The organism is Deltaproteobacteria bacterium, from assembly GCA_016235345.1.
Classification (GTDB): domain Bacteria; phylum Desulfobacterota; class Desulfobacteria; order Desulfobacterales; family Desulfatibacillaceae; genus JACRLG01.
In genome coordinates this window covers 1-18,934 of the sequence record JACRLG010000022.1, presented here as the reverse complement: position 1 = coordinate 18,934, position 18,934 = coordinate 1, and the positions used below count along the sequence as shown (strand labels likewise).

17 protein-coding genes, 1 rRNA gene and 1 other RNA gene are annotated in these 18,934 nt (G+C 58.5%); 16 read left to right on the top strand and 3 right to left on the bottom strand.

Annotation, left to right across the window (positions count from 1 at the left end; all coding sequences use genetic code 11):
• Positions 1-12 precede the first annotated feature (12 nt).
• Both HZB23_10355 and HZB23_10350 read right to left on the bottom strand, forming a co-directional pair.
• Positions 13-498, bottom strand: coding sequence for a hypothetical protein (locus HZB23_10355; protein ID MBI5845056.1), 486 nt, complete (start codon positions 496-498; stop codon positions 13-15).
• A 131-nt stretch (positions 499-629) separates the two neighbouring features.
• Positions 630-1,280, bottom strand: coding sequence for a TetR/AcrR family transcriptional regulator (locus HZB23_10350; GenBank protein MBI5845055.1), 651 nt, complete (start codon positions 1,278-1,280; stop codon positions 630-632).
• A gap of 149 nt (positions 1,281-1,429) precedes the next feature.
• On the opposite strand from HZB23_10350, the gene HZB23_10345 reads away from it, so the two are divergent.
• From HZB23_10345 to HZB23_10335, 3 genes are all read left to right on the top strand, one after another.
• Positions 1,430-2,764, top strand: a complete 1,335-nt coding sequence (locus tag HZB23_10345) for a hypothetical protein (GenBank protein MBI5845054.1) — start codon at positions 1,430-1,432, stop codon at positions 2,762-2,764.
• A 58-nt stretch (positions 2,765-2,822) separates the two neighbouring features.
• Positions 2,823-3,647 (top strand): DUF169 domain-containing protein, encoded by an 825-nt coding sequence (locus HZB23_10340; GenBank protein ID MBI5845053.1) that lies wholly within the window; start codon positions 2,823-2,825, stop codon positions 3,645-3,647.
• 215 nt (positions 3,648-3,862) lie between these two features.
• Positions 3,863-3,961 (top strand): AURKAIP1/COX24 domain-containing protein, encoded by a 99-nt coding sequence (locus tag HZB23_10335; protein ID MBI5845052.1) that lies wholly within the window; start codon positions 3,863-3,865, stop codon positions 3,959-3,961.
• 250 nt (positions 3,962-4,211) lie between these two features.
• On the opposite strand, the gene HZB23_10330 is transcribed toward HZB23_10335, so the two are convergent.
• Positions 4,212-5,585, bottom strand: a complete 1,374-nt coding sequence (locus tag HZB23_10330; protein MBI5845051.1) for a TIGR01777 family protein — start codon at positions 5,583-5,585, stop codon at positions 4,212-4,214.
• Between the two features lie 470 nt (positions 5,586-6,055).
• On the opposite strand from HZB23_10330, the gene HZB23_10325 reads away from it, so the two are divergent.
• The 13 genes from HZB23_10325 to HZB23_10265 all read left to right on the top strand — a co-directional run.
• Positions 6,056-6,487, top strand: coding sequence for an ATPase (locus HZB23_10325; protein MBI5845050.1), 432 nt, complete (start codon positions 6,056-6,058; stop codon positions 6,485-6,487).
• 11 nt (positions 6,488-6,498) lie between these two features.
• Positions 6,499-7,164 (top strand): ATP synthase F0 subunit B, encoded by a 666-nt coding sequence (locus HZB23_10320; GenBank protein MBI5845049.1) that lies wholly within the window; start codon positions 6,499-6,501, stop codon positions 7,162-7,164.
• The gene (atpH, locus tag HZB23_10315) at positions 7,161-7,703 is read left to right on the top strand and encodes an ATP synthase F1 subunit delta (GenBank protein ID MBI5845048.1); all 543 of its coding nucleotides are present in this window, start codon (positions 7,161-7,163) and stop codon (positions 7,701-7,703) included. Before HZB23_10320 ends, atpH begins: the two co-directional genes overlap by 4 nt.
• 52 nt (positions 7,704-7,755) lie before the next feature.
• On the top strand, positions 7,756-9,273 hold the full coding sequence (locus tag HZB23_10310; protein MBI5845047.1) for a F0F1 ATP synthase subunit alpha: 1,518 nt from the start codon (positions 7,756-7,758) through the stop codon (positions 9,271-9,273).
• A gap of 49 nt (positions 9,274-9,322) precedes the next feature.
• Entirely contained in the window at positions 9,323-10,216 is an 894-nt protein-coding gene (atpG, locus tag HZB23_10305; protein ID MBI5845046.1) for an ATP synthase F1 subunit gamma, read from the top strand.
• A 193-nt stretch (positions 10,217-10,409) separates the two neighbouring features.
• Positions 10,410-11,849: a F0F1 ATP synthase subunit beta gene (gene atpD / locus HZB23_10300; protein MBI5845045.1), complete on the top strand. Its 1,440-nt coding sequence runs from the start codon at positions 10,410-10,412 to the stop codon at positions 11,847-11,849.
• A 250-nt stretch (positions 11,850-12,099) separates the two neighbouring features.
• A complete protein-coding gene (locus HZB23_10295) occupies positions 12,100-12,525 on the top strand; it encodes a F0F1 ATP synthase subunit epsilon (GenBank protein MBI5845044.1) in 426 nt (141 codons plus the stop codon).
• Positions 12,526-12,826: 301 nt separating this feature from the next.
• The gene (gene zapB, locus HZB23_10290; GenBank protein MBI5845043.1) at positions 12,827-13,051 is read left to right on the top strand and encodes a cell division protein ZapB; all 225 of its coding nucleotides are present in this window, start codon (positions 12,827-12,829) and stop codon (positions 13,049-13,051) included.
• A 240-nt stretch (positions 13,052-13,291) separates the two neighbouring features.
• Positions 13,292-13,612, top strand: coding sequence for a cell division protein ZapA (locus HZB23_10285; GenBank protein MBI5845042.1), 321 nt, complete (start codon positions 13,292-13,294; stop codon positions 13,610-13,612).
• Positions 13,613-13,674: 62 nt separating this feature from the next.
• Positions 13,675-13,846, top strand: a non-coding RNA gene (ssrS, locus tag HZB23_10280) — 6S RNA.
• 404 nt (positions 13,847-14,250) lie between these two features.
• On the top strand, positions 14,251-15,810 hold the full coding sequence (rny, locus tag HZB23_10275) for a ribonuclease Y (protein ID MBI5845041.1): 1,560 nt from the start codon (positions 14,251-14,253) through the stop codon (positions 15,808-15,810).
• Positions 15,811-16,114: 304 nt separating this feature from the next.
• The gene (locus tag HZB23_10270) at positions 16,115-17,407 is read left to right on the top strand and encodes a tyrosine--tRNA ligase (protein MBI5845040.1); all 1,293 of its coding nucleotides are present in this window, start codon (positions 16,115-16,117) and stop codon (positions 17,405-17,407) included.
• Between the two features lie 592 nt (positions 17,408-17,999).
• Positions 18,000-18,934: ribosomal RNA gene (locus tag HZB23_10265) — 16S ribosomal RNA — on the top strand; the annotation flags it as partial.

Below are 18,934 nucleotides of genomic sequence, written 5' to 3'. Positions count from 1 at the left end.
TTCATTGGGGCTTCATTTGGCAGGTGCGCCCTGAATATGGGGGTTTTTGACCGGCTTGGTGGAAAGGACCGGGATTCCCTTGTCCGTCGTGACATCGGCCTTGGCGATCCAGCCGGTCTTGTCCATTATATCGCGCGGTATCTGTACGTTGGTGCCGATGATGAAAAAGTAGCGCACCGAGACCCCCCGCCCGATCTGGCGGTCGAAATCGACCCTGTCCGCCCCCACCCGATTCACGTCATAGGTGTAATAACCGTTGGCCAGGATCATCTTCCTGCCTTCGGCCCTGGTGACCTCGGAAACGAAGATTACGGACCTGGCTCCGGCGTTGGCGATAACCGACTCGTGGATGAAAAAGACCCCGCTTTCGGTGTAGCCATACAGTGGCCGGTCGCCCGGAACGGGCATGACGTCCTTAAGGGCCACCGCGCCACCGCAGCCCGACAGCAGAAGGGCTATGCCGATAATTGCAAGGGTGATTGATCTGATCGATTTCATTCGGTTTTCTCCTGACCTCCTGATGGTGCCGCAACCGTCGGGTGGACGCCGGGCCGGATTTACGCGGCCAGTATTTTATCAACATGGTCAATTATTCATCCTGGCGGCCATGAAGTCAAGCCTTGGGCGTTCTATTTCAAGGCCAGGGTCTTTTCCAATACCGGAAGAAACACGAAAAGCATGGTCTCCTTCACCCATTCCAGGTAACCGGGGCTTTCCGGCTCCATCCCCAGAAGCCATGCCTCCGCATCCGCCGCACCCAGATAGTGGATGATGAGGGCGTTGAAGCTTTCCAGGACCCTTGCGGCGGAATCCCCGTCAAAGAGGCCCGTGAAAATTTCCCGGAAATCCGCCTGGCTTCCGGAAAGCAGGTCCAGAAGATGATGGTAGCCCGGCACGCCTTCCTGGTCCTTCTGGGAAAGATTCTGTATAACGATGCGGAATATTTCGGGATGCGCCCGGTAATGCTCCAAAAACCGGTCCAGGTAGAGCGCGAGCCCATCGCGTGGGCCAAGCGCGGCGACCTCGGAAAGCCAAAGCCTGTTGGCTTCCTTCAGCTTCCGGCAGGCGCTTTCCACCACCGTCCCGAAGATGCCCGCCTTGCTGGGAAAGTGGTAGCGGATGAGCCCGTGGTAAAAGCCCCCCTCGGCGGCTATCATCCGGATGCTGGCTGCGTGGTAGGGGTGGCCGGAAAAGACCTTTGTGGCCGCCTCAAGAATTATGTCCCGCGTGGGCGCGGCCTTTTCTCCGGGCGCTCTTTCAGTCGGCTTTGTTTTTGGCATTTTTGTTCCTGGCCGGGTAGTTATACGATCGTGTAAATTAGTGCTTGACAGTGGAAAACAACTGAGTCATTATAATTACACGATTGTGTGAAAGTCAATCCGCCTTCCGCAACTTGACTCAAAAGGCCTTTTGGGCCGGGGGGATTTTCATGGGAGAACTGGAAAGCCTCATCAAGGACCATGCAAGGGAGATGGGAATCACTGTGACGGGGATCGCGGGGCCAGGCCGTCTTGACGGCCCGCCGTCCCTTGACCCGTCCTACTCCATGCCCGGCGCAAGGAGCATAGTCTCGCTGGTTGCGCCCATGGACGCGGAGGCGGTGCGGGATTTCCTGTCCAAGCGGTCGTCTTCGGCCCACAACCTGGACCAGACCCGCTGGAACCAGGAACTCAGAAGGATAGGGGAGAGCATAGCCGCCCTCATAAGGAAAAAGGGCCACCGGGCAAGTGCCCTGCCGTCCAACTCCGACTACAGGAGGAGTCCCGACCCCTGGGCCATGCACCCGGCCTTTTCCCACCGCCTGGGGGCCATCGCATCGGGGGTGGCGGGCATGGGCTGGTCGGGCAACGTGAAGACGGAGGAATACGGCGCGTCCGTTTACCTGGGAACCGTGGTTACTGACGCCGTGCTCAAAAGCGACCCTCTGCGTTTTTCGCCCCGCCATTTCATCGATACCTACTGCAATTCCTGCCGCAAGTGCGCCAAAACCTGCGTGGCCCAGATGTTTTCGCCCAGGGGCGAGGAATACGTGCTGGTAAACGGCGCCCTCCATCCCCGGGGAAAACGCGCGAGCATCGATTTGTGCGAAATCGCCTGTTTCGGCCTGCATTCCCTTTCCCAGGACAGGTTGTGGAGCACGTGGGGATTGAACTGGATCGAGGACTGGCTCAACTCTCCGCCAGGAGAGCTTTCGGCCTTTCAGGCCCGGAAGTACATGATGCTGGCGGGAGCCAGGGCGGGGGACTCCACGGCCCGGTTCGACCTCATACGCAGTATAGGCCGCGAGGCCCATCCCAGGGAGGTCATCGATTCCTACCTCGCCCTGGAGCCGGCAAAGAGGCCGCATTCGGAGCGCGTGGCCCTTCTGAGGGACTTCGCCAGGAATCTGGGTGCGGCCCGGCCGGATGACTTCCGCACCGATCTAGTTCTCACCTGCGGCAATTGCGCCCTTGTCTGCGGGCCAGACAAGATAGAGACCGCGCGAAGGTTCAGGCTGCTCACCCAAAGCGGCATAGTGGCGCCAGGACCTTCCGGTGAGCCGGTGGTGGTGAGGACTTACGAAGAGGCTGTGGCACTCAGGGAAAAACACCTGCCGAAGGTTTCCCTGCTGAAGGGGGCTGCAGACGGTGCCGCCACCGGCCTGATCTTCCACCGTCGCTTTTTCGGCCTTGAGCCGAAAAGCGGGATAAGGGGCCTGCTCTACTCCCGCCGTTTGAAAAAGGCCGTGAGAAACGGAGCGCCAGGGATAAGGAAACAGGACTAACCGCTTCATGAAACATACTGTTTTCATATTTAATTTTTCAAAACAGGGGAGGGCGAAAATGGAGGCATACAGAAAGGCCGCGCAAGTTTTGTACGACGGGCTCCGCCTGGGGAGCCTGCCCATAGGGGTGAAGTATCAGAAGACCGGGGAGGCCGTTCCCGAAGGGTTTATATCGCCCTCGGCCCTTGGCCAGAAGTGGAGCCTCTGCCAGGCCTTCACCTTCGCAAGGGTGCACAGGGGCCACGCGGCCATGACCGCAAAGGACAACTTCTGCCTTGCAAGCACGGTGGCCCACGGCTGGATGCCTCTGCCGGTGGAGGACCTCCTGGAAAGCCAGCGCCTCAACAAGTGGCGCCGTGACATGGAGGCCGAGCTTGCCGCGCAGTCCCTGTACGTCGAGGTCATGAGCCCGGAAAACCAGGCAAGGCTTGCGGAGCACATCGGCTTCATAACGGCCCCCGTCGCCACCATGCCCTTTGAACCGGATTCCGTTCTGGTTTACGGCAACCCGGCCCAGATCACCCACATCATACAGGCCCTTTCCTACGACGGGAAGAACCTCCTAAGGTCGCCCTTCAACGGCTATTGCGAGTCCTGCATCAAGGGCGCGCTTCTGCCGTATCTGTCCGGCAAAAGCCACGTGGTGATTCCGGGGGCCGGGGACCGGGCCTTTTCGGGGACAGGAGCGGACGAGGTGGCCGTGGGCATGACGCCGGGGGCCCTTCTGAGCGCGGCGGCCAATCTTTTTCGGTCGGGCGAAGAGTTCAACCTTGGCTACCCGGTGAAAAGCCCCCTGGTGGGACATCTTCACGAGGACATCCTGCCCGGCTGGACCTTCCTTAAAAGGCGGATTCGGGAGGAGGCGGAAAAGGCCCAAGCCTGATTCCGGGCGCGGCGCTTTCCCTGTCCTCGTTTTCGGCGGCGTTTGAAGGGTTTTTCCGCCCCTGCGGCCCCCGATAAAAAAAGGGCGGACCGAAAAGATCGTCCAAGTTTGTTGACATGGGCCTGGAAAAGGATTAAGGACGATTCCTTGTACAGTTTTCAATCCTTGAAAGGGGCTTACACAGCCGCCGCACATCTGGTTAAGGAGGTGATCCTTTGGGAAGCGTCATCAAGAAACGCAGAAAGAAAATGCGCAAGCACAAGCACCGCAAGCTCTTGGCCAAAACTCGCCATCAGCGCAGGAAGAGCAAGTAGCGGTCGGCTGCCGCATCGAATTCTTTGGACGCAAAAAGCGCCGGGAAGCTATGCTTCCGGCGCTTTTCGTGTTTGATCAGGCTGGATGAGGGCGCGATCTGGCAGTGTTCGCGCATCGCCTCGCGGCTCGGTCACGTACAAAGGCGTACGCTCCATCGCCACTCGCTCGCGCGCCTTGCATATCATCGCCCTCAGCCAGCCTGATTCCGGGCTTCAATGGAGGTTTTTTCATCGTGCAGCTTGCGAAAACTTAGGCTTCTACTCCCAAAACATGAGCCAGGGCCTGGTTGAGATCGGGATAGGAGTGGCGAAAGCCGCTTGACGCGAGCCTTGCAGGAACCACCCTGGCCGAAGCCAGGATCACCTCGTCGGCCAGCTCCCCGAAAACCGCCCTTAGGGCGAATTCCGGCGCGTTGAACAGGGCGGGCTTTTTGAAGGCCCCGGCCACGGCCACCGCAAGCTCATGGCTGGTGGCGGCCTTAGGGGCCACGAGGTTCACCGGCCCGCGAAGGCCGGGCGTGGCCATTGCGTGCAGGACCGCGCCCGCCACGTCGTCCGGGCTTATCCACGAAATATACTGCCGCCCGTTTCCCATGTGCCCGCCAAGGCCCAGCATGGACGGGACCATCAGTTTTTTCAGCGCCCCGCCCGCCGGGGTCAGAACAACCCCTATGCGCATGAAAACCGTGCGGATTCCGGCGCTCACAGCAGGGGCTGCGGCCTCCTCCCATTTTCTGCAAAGGTCCGCCACATAGCCCTTGCCTGCTCCTGAGTCCTCGTCCAGAAAATCATCCCCCCGGTTGCCGTAAAAGCCAACCGCAGAGGCGCAGATGAAGACCTTGGGCGGATTTTTGAGGCCCGCCAGGGTTTTCGCCAGAAGCCCGGTTCCCTTTACCCTGGATTCAACCGCCCGGCGCTTCTTCTCCTCGGTGAACCTTCCCTCTCCGATGTTTTCGCCCGCAAGATGGATGAGCGCGTCCACGCCCTCCAGGGCCTTGCCGTCCATTCGCCCGGAGACCGGGTCCCAGAAGATTTCGTCAAAGCCCGGCCTGGGCTCCCGCCTTACCAGTTTTGAGACCCTGTGCCCGCCGGTGGTGAAAAAGGGGGCCAGGACCGAGCCTAACACCCCGGAAGCTCCCGAAATGACTATTGATTGGGGCGCCATCCCGTAGCGGGCGTGCAGGGCCAGGTCGTTTTTCGTCACCCTGTGCCTGTAGCCGAACATACGCGTCATTTTCCTGCGCACCATGCCGCCCGCAACCCAGCGGCCCAGGGGCTCCAGGGGAAGCCCGTATTCGATGTGGTCGGTCAGCACGCACCGGCCCGCCTCGTCCGGGATAAAGCGGTGCTCGTGCCGCCAGGATGCGAAGGGACCCTCCACCTGAACGTCGGCGAAGAACTCGTTTTTTATGCAGGCCACGTGGTTGGCCTTCCAGTCGCTCCAGGCCGGGCCGGTCTTGATCTTGAAACAGACCGTCCCCCCGCCCTCCACGGTTCCGTTTCCGCCAACGACCCTTACCCTTTCCCAGGGCGGGTTGAGCCTCTCGAAGGCCCCCTTGCGGCAATGCCATTGAAAGGCTTCGGAAACCGGGGCATCGAGGTTTGACTGGTATTCGAAGATCACTTTTGCCGCCTTTCTCCATGAAGACCGGGGAGGCGAAGCTCGCCGCCATGCGTGAAATTTCAGTCCGCCGCGCGGGTTCGGGCAATGTTCGGCACTGCCATGCGGAATTTTTCCGCAGAATACCCCGAAAAAATGTTCGCAGTCAACGCGGGCGAGAAAAACCGATACCATTATTATATGGGCGGCCCCGATCTCTTGGCGGGAAATTTGCTGGCCGGAAGTTTTGCCGGATGCGAACCGTAAATCATAAAATACACGACGCCGAGGCCGGGTCGCAATTTCACCGCCCAAAGCCTTTTGGCAAGCCTTTTGACGGCAAAACGGCAAAAAAACTTTTGACAAGGCTTTTGTGCGGGTGTTATACATCCGCGTCTTTGGGATAAGTGCCGGAAGACTTCGGGAAAAGTGCGTTTTTCTGCGCGGCCTTTCAGGCTTCAATAAAGACTTCAATTCAGGTGAAGGGTGCTTGTATGAAGATCAGTCCGGATATCACCATCGTTTTTCAGATCGCCAATTTTCTGGTACTCATTTTTTTGATGAACATGATCGTGTACAAGCCCATCCGCAAGATGATGAACGAGCGGAAAGGCGTGGTTGACGGCCTTTCCGGCGACATCGAAGGCGCGCTCACGGGCGCGGCGGACAGGGGAAAGGCCCTGGAAGCCGGAATCGCGGCGGCCCGCTCGAAGGGCGCAGCGGCCAAGGAGGTCCTGGCAGCCGAAGCAGCCGAGAAGGAAAAGGAGCTTCTGGCTCAGATTTCCGCCAAGGCTGCATCCGAACTTGCCGTTTTAAAAGCGAAAATCGAAAACGAGGCCAGGGAGGCCAAAAAGGGCCTGGAAGCTGAAATCAACATTTTTGCGTCGGCTATCGGCGAAAAGATATTGGGAAGAACCCTGCAATAAGGAGGCGTTTGATGTTTGGTAACAGGAAAAAGGCCCTTTTGTGGGTTCTCTTCGTCCTTCTGATGGCGCTTGTGGCCGCTTCCGGGGCTTGGGCAACAGCCACGGCTGAAGAGGGTCACGGCGGGGAGGCGGCAACCGGGCACGGGGAGGCTGCCGTCCAAGAGGGCGAAGGCGGAGGACACGGAGAAGGCGCTCACGGCGGATGGGCCAAGACCGACACCTACAAGGTGATGAACTTTTCGGTACTCGGCGCGTTTTTGTTCTGGGTGTTCTGGAAGATGGGACGCCCGGCCCTTGCCAGCCGGATCACAGCCATCCAGAAGGAGCTTGACGATCTTGCGGCCAAAAAGGAAGCGGCCAAAAAGGAGCTCGCCGAGTACGAGGCCCGTCTTTCGGGGCTCGCCCAGGAGTCGGAACGCATAGTGGCCGACTACATAAAGCAGGGCGAGAGGGTCCGGGACAAGATTCTTTCAGAGGCGGCCCTTGCCGCCGACCGTCTCCAGGATCAGGCCCGCCGCCACATGGAGCACGAGATCAAGGACGCTCGCGCGACCCTGACCGCAGAAATCGTGGACAAGGCCATGGAGGCTTCCGAAAAGATCATCCGCACTAACATCAATTCCGATGATCAGGACAGGCTTGTTGCCGAATTCCTGGAAAAGGTGGTGGTCCAGTGAAGAACGTGAAGGTGGCACGGCGCTACGCCAAGGCTTTGTTGATCATCGGCAGGGAAGAGGGCGCCACGGAGGTTTTCCGGCGCGAGATCGATTCCTTCATCGCGGTTCTGGACGCAAATCCGGGCCTTGAGGCCGCCATTACCAATCCGGTTTACGATGCGGCGGGTAGAAGGAAGGTTCTTTTCGAGGTCGCCTCCCTCCTGGGAGTGGCCACGGCTCTTTCGGCCTTTCTGACGCTTCTTTTCGACAAGGGCCGCATAGGCCTCATAAGGGCCATAGCCGAGGTTTTCCAGGTTCTTGCGGACGAGGACAACAACGTGGCCCGCGCCAGCCTGCAAACGGCCGGAGACCTTTCCGATGAAACCGTGGACGCCATCCGGGCCGGGCTTTCCCGCCTTACGGGGAAGTCGGTCCTTCTGACAATGGAAAAAGATCCCGACCTCATCGGCGGCATCGTGGCCCGCATAGGCGATCTGGTCCTGGACGGTTCGGTCAGGACACAGCTTTCCAACATGCGCGCGTCTCTTTCGGAAATTTAAGCGAGCGCTTCAAAGCGAACGAAAACACCCATAAAAGGAGTGAGGCGGTCTGATGGAAATTAGAGCCGAAGAAATAAGCCGGATCATCAAGGAACAGATCAAGGACTACGACAAGAAGGTCGACCTGTCGGAAACCGGCACGGTCATCTCCGTGGGCGACGGCATTGCCCGCGTGTACGGCCTGGAAAAGGTCATGGCCCTCGAACTGGTGGAATTTCCGGGAAACATCCTGGGCTTGGCCCTGAACCTGGAAGAGGACAACGTGGGCGTCGCCATCATGGGCGAAGACATCCACATCAAGGAAGGCGATCTGGTCAAGCGCACCGGGCGCATCGCCCAGGTTCCCGTTGGCGAGGCCGTTCTTGGCCGCGTCGTGGACGGCCTTGGCATTCCCATTGACGGCAAGGGCCCCATCGAGACCAAGGAGTTCCGCCGCGTGGAAATGGTGGCCCCCGGCGTCATCGCCCGTAAGTCCGTGCATGAGCCCATGTACACGGGCTTGAAGGCCATCGACGCCATGACCCCGGTGGGACGCGGACAGCGCGAACTCATCATCGGCGACCGCCAGATCGGCAAAACCGCAGTCGCCATCGACGCAATCCTGGCCCAGAAATATTCGGGCATCAAGTGCATCTACGTGGCCTGCGGACAGAAGAAGTCCTCGGTTGCCCAGGTTGTTGCCATTCTCGAAAAACACGGCGCCATGGATTACACCACGGTCGTCGCGGCCTGCGCCTCCGACCCCGCAACGCTTCAGTACGTGGCCGCCTTCGCCGGTTGCGCCATGGGCGAATACTACAGGGACAAGGGCGAGCACGCACTCATCATTTTCGACGATCTTTCCAAGCAGGCGGTGGCCTACAGGCAGATTTCCCTTCTTCTGCGCCGTCCGCCCGGACGCGAGGCCTTCCCCGGCGACATTTTCTACAACCACTCAAGGCTTCTCGAACGCTCCGCCAAGATGAACGATGCTTTGGGCGCGGGCTCCCTTACGGCGCTCCCCATCATCGAGACCCAGGCGGGCGACGTTTCGGCCTACATTCCCACCAACGTTATTTCAATCACCGACGGTCAGATTTATCTTGAGCCCAACCTCTTCTTCGCAGGCGTCCGGCCCGCCATCAACGTCGGCCTTTCGGTCTCCCGCGTCGGCGGAGCGGCCCAGGAAAAGGCCATGAAGCAGGTGGCCGGAACCCTTCGCCTCGATCTGGCCCAGTTCCGCGAACTGGAAGCCTTCGCGGCCTTCGGCTCCGATCTCGACGCATCCACCCAGGCCCAGCTCACACGCGGCCAGCGCATGGTTGAAATCTTGAAGCAGCCCCAGTACCAGCCGCTCACCCTGGAAAAGCAGGTCGCAATCCTGTTCGCGGGAACGCGCGGATACCTGGACAAGCTGCCCATCGAAGTTCTCGGCAAGTACGAGGCCGGCCTCTACAAGTTCCTGGAAGCCAAGTACCAGGACATCCTGGACAGCATCGCAGCCGAACGCAAGATCAGCGACGAGACTGACGCCAAACTCCAGAAGGCCCTTTCCGAATACGGCGAGGAATTTGCGGACACCATCCGGTAATCCGGTGCTTACTTTCCGGCTATGCCGTTTTTGAGAGGGGTGTCAATATATGCCAAGTTTGAAGGACGTCAAGGCCAAGATCGGCGGTGTTCAAAAGACCCGCCAGATCACCAAGGCCATGAACATGGTGGCCGCTTCCAGGCTGCGCGGGGCGCAGCTAAAGATGGAGGCGTTCCGGCCCTATGCGAAAAAGTTCGGTGAGGTTCTGGGAAGCCTCGCGGGCCGCGCAGGGGAAGACATCAGCCCCCTTCTTGTTTCAAAGAAGGAGATAAAGAACATCCACCTGGTTCTGTGCACCTCGGATCGCGGGCTCTGCGGCGGTTTCAACGCCAACCTCATCGCCGCAGCCGAGAAATTCGTTGCAGCCAGGGCCGGGGATGAAGTCACGGTCAGTTTCACCAATTTCGGCAAAAAAGGCCGCGACTGGGCCCGCAAGAACAAGCTGGAGCGGGTTTCCGAGCACCTTGGTGTGATCGGCGGCCGTTTCGGGTTCACCGTTGCGGCCAAGTGCGCACAGAGCCTCATTCACGGGTTCCTGTCCGACCGTTACGACGAGGTCCACGTGGTATTCGCCGAATTCGTGACCATGGCCCGCCAGAAGGCCGTTGTGCAGCAGATTCTTCCCATTCCGCCCCTTGAGGCCGACGAGGCAGCGGGGGTTATCGGCGAAGAGGGGTATCTGCCCGAACACATCTGCGAGCCTTCAGCCGAGGCTCTGCTTTCGGTGCTTCTTACCCGGAACGTTTCAATCCAGATTTACAGGGCCCTTCTGGAAACCTCCACAAGTGAGCAGGCTGCCCGCATGATGGCGATGGACAACGCCACCAAGGCGTGCAACGACATGCTGGACGCGCTCACTCTTTCCTATAACAAGGCACGCCAGGGCGCCATCACGAAGGAACTCATGGACATCGTGGGCGGGGCAGAGGCCTTGAGGGGATAAACGGATTTAAACCAAAAAGGTTTACGATAACTTTTAACCCAAGTGGGGACGACGGCGAACGATGGCAACCAAAAAGCAGGGCACGCGGGATACCAAAAAGGATGGGGGAGCGGCTAAAAAGGACCGTTCTTCGGCCCAGACCCCCGGTCAGGCGGAAGAAGCTTCTTCGCAGCCGTCAATGAGGAGGATTTTGATGGGCGGTCATACTGAGGCTGGAGAGAATATCGGCAAAATCAAGCAGGTCACCGGGCCGGTGGTGGACGTTGAGTTTGAGCAGGGCAAGCTCCCCACCATTTACACGGCCCTGACCATCACCAACCCGGCCATCAACGACGAGGCCGACAACCTGGTGGTGGAAGTGGCTCAGCATCTCGGCGACAACGTGGTTCGCACCATAGCAATGGACGTCACCGACGGCCTGGTGCGCGGCATGTCGGTACGGGACACCGGAAGCCCCATCATGATGCCCGTGGGTGAAGGCGCTCTTGGCCGCGTGCTCAACGTTGTGGGCAGGCCCGTGGACGGCCTTGGCCCAGTGAGCCAGGAAAAGATGCTTCCCATCCACCGTCCCGCTCCGCTTTTCACCGAGCAGGACACCACCGTCCGCGTTCTGGAAACCGGCGTCAAGGTCATCGACCTTCTGGTTCCCTTCCCGCGCGGCGGCAAGATGGGCATGTTCGGCGGCGCAGGCGTTGGCAAGACCGTCATCATGATGGAGATGGTCCACAACATCGCCATGCAGCACGGCGGCATCTCGGTTTTCGCGGGCGTCGGCGAGCGCACCCGTGAAGGCAACGACCTTTATCACGAAATGAAGGATTCCGGCGTTCTCCACAAGTGCGCCCTGGTTTACGGCCAGATGACCGAGCCGCCAGGAGCCCGCGCCCGCGTGGCGCTCTCGGCCCTCACCGCCGCAGAATATTTCCGCGACATTGAAGGCCAGGACGTTCTTCTTTTCGTCGACAACATTTTCCGTTTCACCCAGGCAGGCTCCGAGGTTTCGGCTCTTCTTGGCCGCATGCCCTCCGCAGTCGGTTATCAGCCCACACTGGCCGTCGACCTTGGCGAACTCCAGGAGCGCATCACCTCGACCGACAAGGGATCCATCACGGCTGTCCAGTGCGTGTACGTGCCCGCCGACGACTTGACCGACCCGGCCCCGGCGACCACCTTCGCGCATCTCGACGGCACCGTGGTTCTCTCCCGCCGCATCGTGGAATTGGGCATTTATCCTGCGGTCGATCCGCTGGATTCATCCTCCCGAATCCTCGACCCCGGTTACCTGGGCGAGGAGCATTACCTGGTGGCCAGGAAGGTCCAGCAGATCCTTCAGAAGTACAAGGAACTCCAGGACATCATCGCCATCCTGGGCATCGAGGAGCTTTCCGAAGACGACAAGCTCACGGTGTCCCGCGCGCGCAAGATGCAGCGTTTTCTTTCCCAGCCCTTCCACGTTGCCGAGAATTTCACGGGCAAGGCCGGCAAGTTCGTCAAACTGGAAGACACCATTCGCGGTTTCAAGGAAATCGTGGAAGGCAAGCATGACGACGTGCCCGAACGCGCCTTCTACATGGTGGGCGGCATAGAGGAAGCCCTGGAAAAAGCCAAGGAAATGGCTGAAGGCAAGGCCTGATCCAAGGTTTGAAAAGGCTTTGGAAAACCATCCCGGCCCTTTTAAACCGGGCGAAACCGCCCGGTTTAAAAGCTGTTCGGAAAAAGGACCGGGAATTGGCGCAGAATTCTTCAGCATTTGGCAGGACATGGCGAAATTCGTTTTTCGTCTGCGTTCTTCCGCCTGTTTCAAAATGGCCGGGCGGAGCTACGGCGCACGGAACGGTAAACGGTTTGCAGTGGTCCCGAAAGTTTGTCAAGGAAGGACGTAAATGGCACACACCATCCATTTGGAAGTGGTGACGCCGGAAAAGATCGTTGTGAGCGAGCCCGCTCTTATCGTCAACGCACCCGGCGCAGAGGGCGAGTTCGGCGTTCTGCCCGGACATACCACGTTTCTTGCCGCGTTGAAGATAGGAGCCTTGCGCTACCGGGATGAAAATAACCGGGAGCGGATCGTTTTCATCAGCGGCGGCTTTGCCGAGGCCACGCCCACCAAGGTGACCGTTCTCGCGGAAAGCGCCGAGCGTCGTTGCGATATCGATATAGACCGGGCCAAAGAGGCACTGGCCAGGGCGTTGAAAAGGCTGGAAACAGGCGAACCCGACCTGGATTTCGAGCGGGCCAAGTCGGCCCTGTTAAGGGCCCAGACCAGGATGAGCATGGCGGAATCCAGAAGATCCAGGATGATGCAGTAGGGCCTTTCAAGTCCCTGCGGTTTCCACTGTCATTTTTCCGGCATGGCGAAATGCCTGTCCGCCTCCATTTAATGAAGGCGCGCAGGGCCTGCGCCAAAGCCGGTTCGGGAATTTCGGCGATTGGCGCTTCGGGCCAAAAGGCCAGTTTAAATGCCCGTCGAACAAACAGCAAGGGGCGGACCTCTACAGGGTTCGCCCCTTGCTGTTTGTATGGGTTGAGGCTGATAGCGGGAATTATCTTGACTTTGTGCTGAATGGATTTGTATAAAAATTTGTAAAGGGCTAAAAAGGAGGCACTTTGTTGGAAGAAGGCGTATTACAGGGTTTTGACAGGTTGGAGCAGGCGCTTGACAGGCTTTCCGCCTCCTTGAAGCAGGTGGAGGCGGAAAAGGCCTCCCTTGCGGCGCGTAACGGGGAACTGTCCGCCCTTCTGGCGGAAAAGACTGCAGAAAACCAGCGCCTGACTGAAGAAAGAACGAAGGTCCGCGAGAAAATCGACTTTCTGTTGTCGAGACTGGGTGACTGACCCGGCTTCACGGGGGTTGATCCGTCTCGTTTTCAGCCGGTTTTCGGATGGCCCGCCGGACTCCCTCCGGTAGGTGAGGGGCCTATGCACGGCGGAAGCGCGACATCTCCGCCAATAACAGTAAAATATGTAAAGTCCCGATCCGGCGTCGCTGGCCGGGCTTTTCGGGAGAGTCATCAGCAAGGTTACATTTATAAAGCTGTGGCAGGGACAAACTAGTGGGGGCGGATTTCAAAGGCATTGGCACAGCGCATAGGCATAGAGCTTTTTGGCCGGACCTTCGTTTTCGAAACTCCGGCCCAAGAGGCTGAGGCCACCAAGGCCAAAAATCTCGTCGAGGGCGAGGTCGCCAAAATTCTGTCCCGCATGGGGGGGGACAGGGCCGGCAAGGAAATACTGGTGGTCCTCATGGCCGCCTTAAGCCTTGCCGGGGATTACCTGGAGCTTTTGGGCTCCCACGAGGCCCTTCGCGAGGAAATGAAAATCCGCCTGGAAAAGCTGGTGGAAAAGTCCGAAACCCTGTTTGAGGGTGATGGCCTATCCTCCAAGTCGGAACTGTGAGCCTGGGTTTTAGGGCGGAATTTTTGAAGGACGGCCCGGAGGAAGTCTCCGGATCGAATGGAATGCCCCTGCGGTGTTCGTGATGGGCCTGATAAGCCTGATCCAACACCCAAAAAGCGGGAATCGCCCATGCTTTCTGGCGAGCCTTTTAAAAGGCCCGATGAAAGCAATCTGATGCCCACCTGTAAAACAGGTTCAAGGCTACCTGTCCACACGGCATCTTGCGGGGGCCTTCCTTCACAAATTACGTAACGCCCTTCGATAAACCCCAATCACCGTCCCCGTCGACATTCGGAAAGTCGGCGTTTACGCGGCCCGTTTGACAAGGCCTGCGCGAAACACCGGTTTTTCGCCAGTCTCGAATGTCCCGCAACCGGGACATTCGCAAAAACGGCGGTCCCGGACAATGTGCTCCCCCCTGTGTCCTGCCTCATGTTTCCCTTGTTTTGCATTTCCGGTTTTTCAACCGGCCTGGCTTTGTGTTCCAAAGCCGGTTTAAACCGGCTTAAAACTAGCACCAATGCGCGGTTTCATAAGGGTTTACGTATCATGTTTACGTGTTCCTTCATGGGTTAGCGCGAACGGGTCTGACATTTATACAGGGGATGCAGTTGGCCCCCTCATGCGGAGGTCGCTTAATGTTCTGGCATTTAATATTTTTTGTGGCGGGCGCGGGCCTTGGAGCCCTTGCCGCCCATTTTTACCGCGAAATGGTCATGGGCCGGAAGAGCCGGGAAGCCGAGGAAAAAATCCTCAAAATCCAGGAAGAGGCCCGTCGCAGCTCCGAAAACATCATAAAAAGCGCACAGGTCGAGGCCAAGGACATCGTCTTCAAGTTGAAGGCCGATTTCGAGACCGAAAGTAAGGAAAGGCACGCGGAACAGAAGAAGATCGAAACCCGCCTTCTTCAGCGGGAGGAAAACCTGGACCGCAAGCTGGACCAGCTGGAGAGGCGCGACCAGGAGCTTTCCAACCGCGAAAAGAACCTGACAAAGCGCGAGCAGAAAATCGCCAAGGACGAGGAGGACGCAGAAGCCCTGGTGACTCAGCGCCGGGAGGCCCTGGAGCGCATAGCGAGCCTTTCCGCCGAGGAGGCCAGGGAAACCCTGGTGAGGGAAATGGAGTCCGAGGCCCGGCACGAGGGCGCGAAGCTCGTGAAACGCATCGAAACCGAGGCCAGGGAGCAGGCGGACAAGCAGGCGAAAAAAATCCTCTCCACCGCCATCCAGCGCTACGCGGGCGATTTCGTGGCCGAACGCACGGTCTCGGTGGTCCAGCTTCCCAGCGAGGAAATGAAGGGCCGCATCATCGGGCGCGAGGGCCGCAACATCCGGGCTTTGGAAGCAGCAACGGGAATCGACCTTATTGTGGATGATACGCCGGAGGCGGTCATCCTCTCCGGCTTCGACCCGGTGCGCCGCGAAGTCGCACGGCTGTCCCTCCTTCGCCTCATAGCCGACGGGCGGATCCACCCGGCGCGCATCGAGGAGATCGTCAAGAAGGTGGAGGGCGAGGTTGAGCAGACCATAAAGGAGGCGGGCGAGCAGGCCACCTTCGATCTGGGCATCCACGGCATCCACCCGGAAATCGTGCGCAACGTGGGCCGCCTGAAATACCGCACCTCCTACGCCCAGAACATGCTGGAGCATTCCCTGGAAGTCGGGTTCCTGTGCGGCATGATGGCCGCCGAACTCGGCCTCAACGTGAAGCTAGCCCGCAGGGCCGGGCTCCTTCACGATCTGGGCAAGGCCGTGGACCACGAGACCGAAGGTCCCCACGCCCTTATCGGCGCGAAGCTCGCCAAGAAATTCGGCGAAAATCCCAAGATCGTGCACGCCATTTCCGCCCACCACGAGGACGTTCCGCCCAACTCGGTGCTGGCCCATCTGGTCCAGGCCGCCGACGGCCTTTCGGGGGCGCGTCCCGGAGCCCGGCGGGAGATGTACGAAAGCTATATCAGGCGTCTGGACGACCTGGAAAAAATCGCCACGTCCTTTACCGGCGTGGCCTCATCATTCGCCATCCAGGCCGGGCGCGAGCTTCGGGTGATGGTGGAAAGCGACAAGATTTCCGATGAAGAGGCGGTGTTGCTCTGCCGTGACGTCACCAGGAAGATCGAGGAAAACCTCACCTTCCCCGGCCAGATCAAGGTGGCCATAATCCGGGAGACAAGGGCCATAGGTTACGCCACGAAATAGGCCGGTCGGGCTTTCCAGGATCGACGATAGCTGTGTCAGGCCACGCAGCACGCGGTGCGCACGTACATTGAGTACGCTTACGCCCGCGCGCTTCTCGCCTTCCTTGCTCTCGACGATCCTGAAAAGCCCGGAAGTGCGGGGTGATTTCCTTAAAGGCACTCGGTGAGCCTATCGTAGGCAGGGCTCCGGAGCGAAGCCCAACAGGTTGATTTTGTTCCATATTTTTTCCAGCCTACGTCGAATTCACCATTTCGGGAAGTTATGAAATTACCCGTGGTGAGTATTTTTTTATGAAGGAAGCAAGATGAGCCTTTACGATGTGCTTGAACAGCGCGGTTTCATCGAGGCCGCCACACACGAGGACGAGCTTAGGGAGCTTTTCGAAAAGGAGAAGGTCACCGGCTACATCGGTTTCGATCCCACGGCCATTTCCTTCCACGTGGGAAGCCTGGTTCCCATCATGGCGCTCGCCCACATGGAGCGCGAGGGGCACAGGCCCATAGCCCTGGTGGGCGGCGGCACCGGCCTTGTGGGGGACCCTTCCGGCAAGACCGAGATGCGCAAAATCCTCACCCGCGAAACGGTGGAGCAAAACGCCCTGGGGCTCAAGGCCCAGTTGGCGCATTTCATTGATTTTTCCGGCGGCGCGATAATGGCCAACAACGCCGACTGGCTCTGCAACTTGAATTATATAGAGTTCCTGCGGGACTACGGCAGGCATTTTTCCGTGAACCGAATGATAAAGGCCGAATCCTACCGCATGAGGCTGGAATCCGAGGAGGGTCTTTCCTTCATCGAGTTCAACTACATGTGCCTCCAGGCCTACGACTTCCTCCACCTGTACAAGCACCCGGACTATCAGTGCAAATTGCAGATGGGGGGAAGCGACCAGTGGGGCAACATCGTGGCGGGCGTGGAACTGGTCCGCCGGGAATGCGGGGGGCGGGCCTACGGGCTTACCTTTCCGCTCATCACCACAAGTAGCGGCGCGAAGATGGGCAAGACCGCCCAGGGCGCGGTGTGGCTGGACCCCGCGCGCACCAGCCCATACGACTACTACCAGTTCTGGATCAACACCCACGACGACGATGTGGCGAGGTTTCTTGCGCTTTTCACCTTCCTTCCCATGGAGGAGGTGAACGAGGTGAAGAATTTCTCCGGGGCGGACTTGAATTCCGCCAAAGCGGTCCTGGCCTTTGAAGCCACGGCCCTTGCCCACGGAAAGGCCGAAGCCAACGCGGCCTTCGAGGCGGCTGGCCGCATGTTCGGCAAAAGGGTGGTAAGCGATGGGCTTCTGCCTTCTTCGGGCATACCAAGGGGTGAGGCAGTCTCAGACGGCTCCGACGTTCCGGCCACCTTCGTGGACTGCAAAGCCTTTGGGGATGACTCGGTCTCGGTGGTGGACTTGGCTGTCGCGGCGGGAATCTTTCCTTCCAAGGGCGAGGCCCGGCGCAAGATCGCCCAGGGCGGCCTTTATATAGTAGGTGAAAGGGTGGATTCCCCCGATACCAGGGTGGATCTGGGAAGCCTTTCTGGAAACGGCCTTCTGGTCCGCACCGGGAAAAAGAAGTACCACAGGATCGTAAAGGCGGGCTGAGCCTTGCGCCCCAATTAAAAGGCCTTATATTTAATTATGGGCTTTTTTGTGCTTGACGCGAAAAGGTGCTTGACTTGTTCCGGGCCTTGGCATAGAAGTCGGCCTTCCTGAACGGAACCGCTTTCAGAGAAAAGCAGGACGGGCGGGAAAAGACATAGGGGGGCGGAATTAAAAATGCTTGACAGGCTTGGCCTGGTTCGGCTACAAATCGCCCTCGTTGCACAACGGCCAGCCGAACCAAGTTTCCTTTGGGAAACAAACCGGCAGCCAAATGAAATAGCGGGGCGGCTTAAAAAGACTTGACAGCCGGAAAAACTTTCGGCTATAAGTCGCCTTCGTTGCAGCGCTCCTGAAATAAGAGTCAACGCCGAAAGGCTCGCTGATCCCAAGTGGAGGCGAGTGGAAAAAAAGGGGTTGACAGAAAAAGCGGGTTGGGCTACAACAAAAAAATTCGCCGGGTGGTCAAACAAACGGCGAGTACAAAAATCGTCAAAAATCAATAACTTGACGAACCTGATCTTTGAAAACTGAATAGCGACGGAAGACGAAAGTCGGGCCCAAGATCATTCGCCCCCACGAGGGGCGAGAACGATTCAATTGGAGAGTTTGATCCTGGCTCAGAATGAACGCTGGCGGCGTGCTTAACACATGCAAGTCGCACGAGAAATCCCGGCTTGCCGGGAGAGTAAAGTGGCGCACGGGTGCGTAACGCGTGGATAATCTAGCCTCGAATCCGGGATAACATTTCGAAAGGGATGCTAATACCGGATAATGTCATGGAGTCCTCGGGCTTCATGACCAAAGGTGGCCTCTACATGTAAGCTACTGTTTGAGGATGAGTTCGCGTACCATTAGCTTGTTGGTGGGGTAACGGCCCACCAAGGCTGCGATGGTTAGCTGGTCTGAGAGGATGATCAGCCACACTGGAACTGACACACGGTCCAGACTCCTACGGGAGGCAGCAGTGAGGAATCTTGCGCAATGGGGGAAACCCTGACGCAGCAACGCCGCGTGAGTGATGAAGGTCTTCGGATCGTAAAGCTCTGTCAAGTGGGAAGAAATTGTCTTGTGTTAATACCACAGGGCATTGACGGTACCACTGAAGGAAGCACCGGCTAACTCCGTGCCAGCAGCCGCGGTAATACGGAGGGTGCAAGCGTTATTCGGAATTATTGGGCGTAAAGGGCGCGTAGGCGGCTTTATAAGTCTGATGTGAAAGCCCGGAGCTTAACTCCGGAAGTGCATTGGATACTGTAAGGCTTGAGTATGGGAGAGGGTAGCGGAATTCCTGGCGTAGAGGTGAAATTCGTAGATATCAGGAGGAACACCGGTGGCGAAGGCGGCTACCTGGACCAATACTGACGCTGAGGCGCGAAGGCGTGGGGAGCAAACAGGATTAGATACCCTGGTAGTCCACGCAGTAAACTTTGATCACTAGGTGTAGCGGGTATTGACCCCTGCTGTGCCGCAGCTAACGCATTAAGTGATCCGCCTGGGAAGTACGGCCGCAAGGCTAAAACTCAAAGG

Coding starts and splice junctions, on each gene's coding strand:
- HZB23_10355 (MBI5845056.1), bottom strand. CDS start 498: ATGAAATCGATCAGATCAATCACCCTTGCAATTATCGGCATAGCCCTT.
- HZB23_10350 (MBI5845055.1), bottom strand. CDS start 1,280: ATGCCAAAAACAAAGCCGACTGAAAGAGCGCCCGGAGAAAAGGCCGCG.
- HZB23_10345 (MBI5845054.1), top strand. CDS start 1,430: ATGGGAGAACTGGAAAGCCTCATCAAGGACCATGCAAGGGAGATGGGA.
- HZB23_10340 (MBI5845053.1), top strand. CDS start 2,823: ATGGAGGCATACAGAAAGGCCGCGCAAGTTTTGTACGACGGGCTCCGC.
- HZB23_10325 (MBI5845050.1), top strand. CDS start 6,056: ATGAAGATCAGTCCGGATATCACCATCGTTTTTCAGATCGCCAATTTT.
- HZB23_10320 (MBI5845049.1), top strand. CDS start 6,499: ATGTTTGGTAACAGGAAAAAGGCCCTTTTGTGGGTTCTCTTCGTCCTT.
- HZB23_10310 (MBI5845047.1), top strand. CDS start 7,756: ATGGAAATTAGAGCCGAAGAAATAAGCCGGATCATCAAGGAACAGATC.
- atpG (MBI5845046.1), top strand. CDS start 9,323: ATGCCAAGTTTGAAGGACGTCAAGGCCAAGATCGGCGGTGTTCAAAAG.
- atpD (MBI5845045.1), top strand. CDS start 10,410: ATGGGCGGTCATACTGAGGCTGGAGAGAATATCGGCAAAATCAAGCAG.
- HZB23_10295 (MBI5845044.1), top strand. CDS start 12,100: ATGGCACACACCATCCATTTGGAAGTGGTGACGCCGGAAAAGATCGTT.
- rny (MBI5845041.1), top strand. CDS start 14,251: ATGTTCTGGCATTTAATATTTTTTGTGGCGGGCGCGGGCCTTGGAGCC.
- HZB23_10270 (MBI5845040.1), top strand. CDS start 16,115: ATGAGCCTTTACGATGTGCTTGAACAGCGCGGTTTCATCGAGGCCGCC.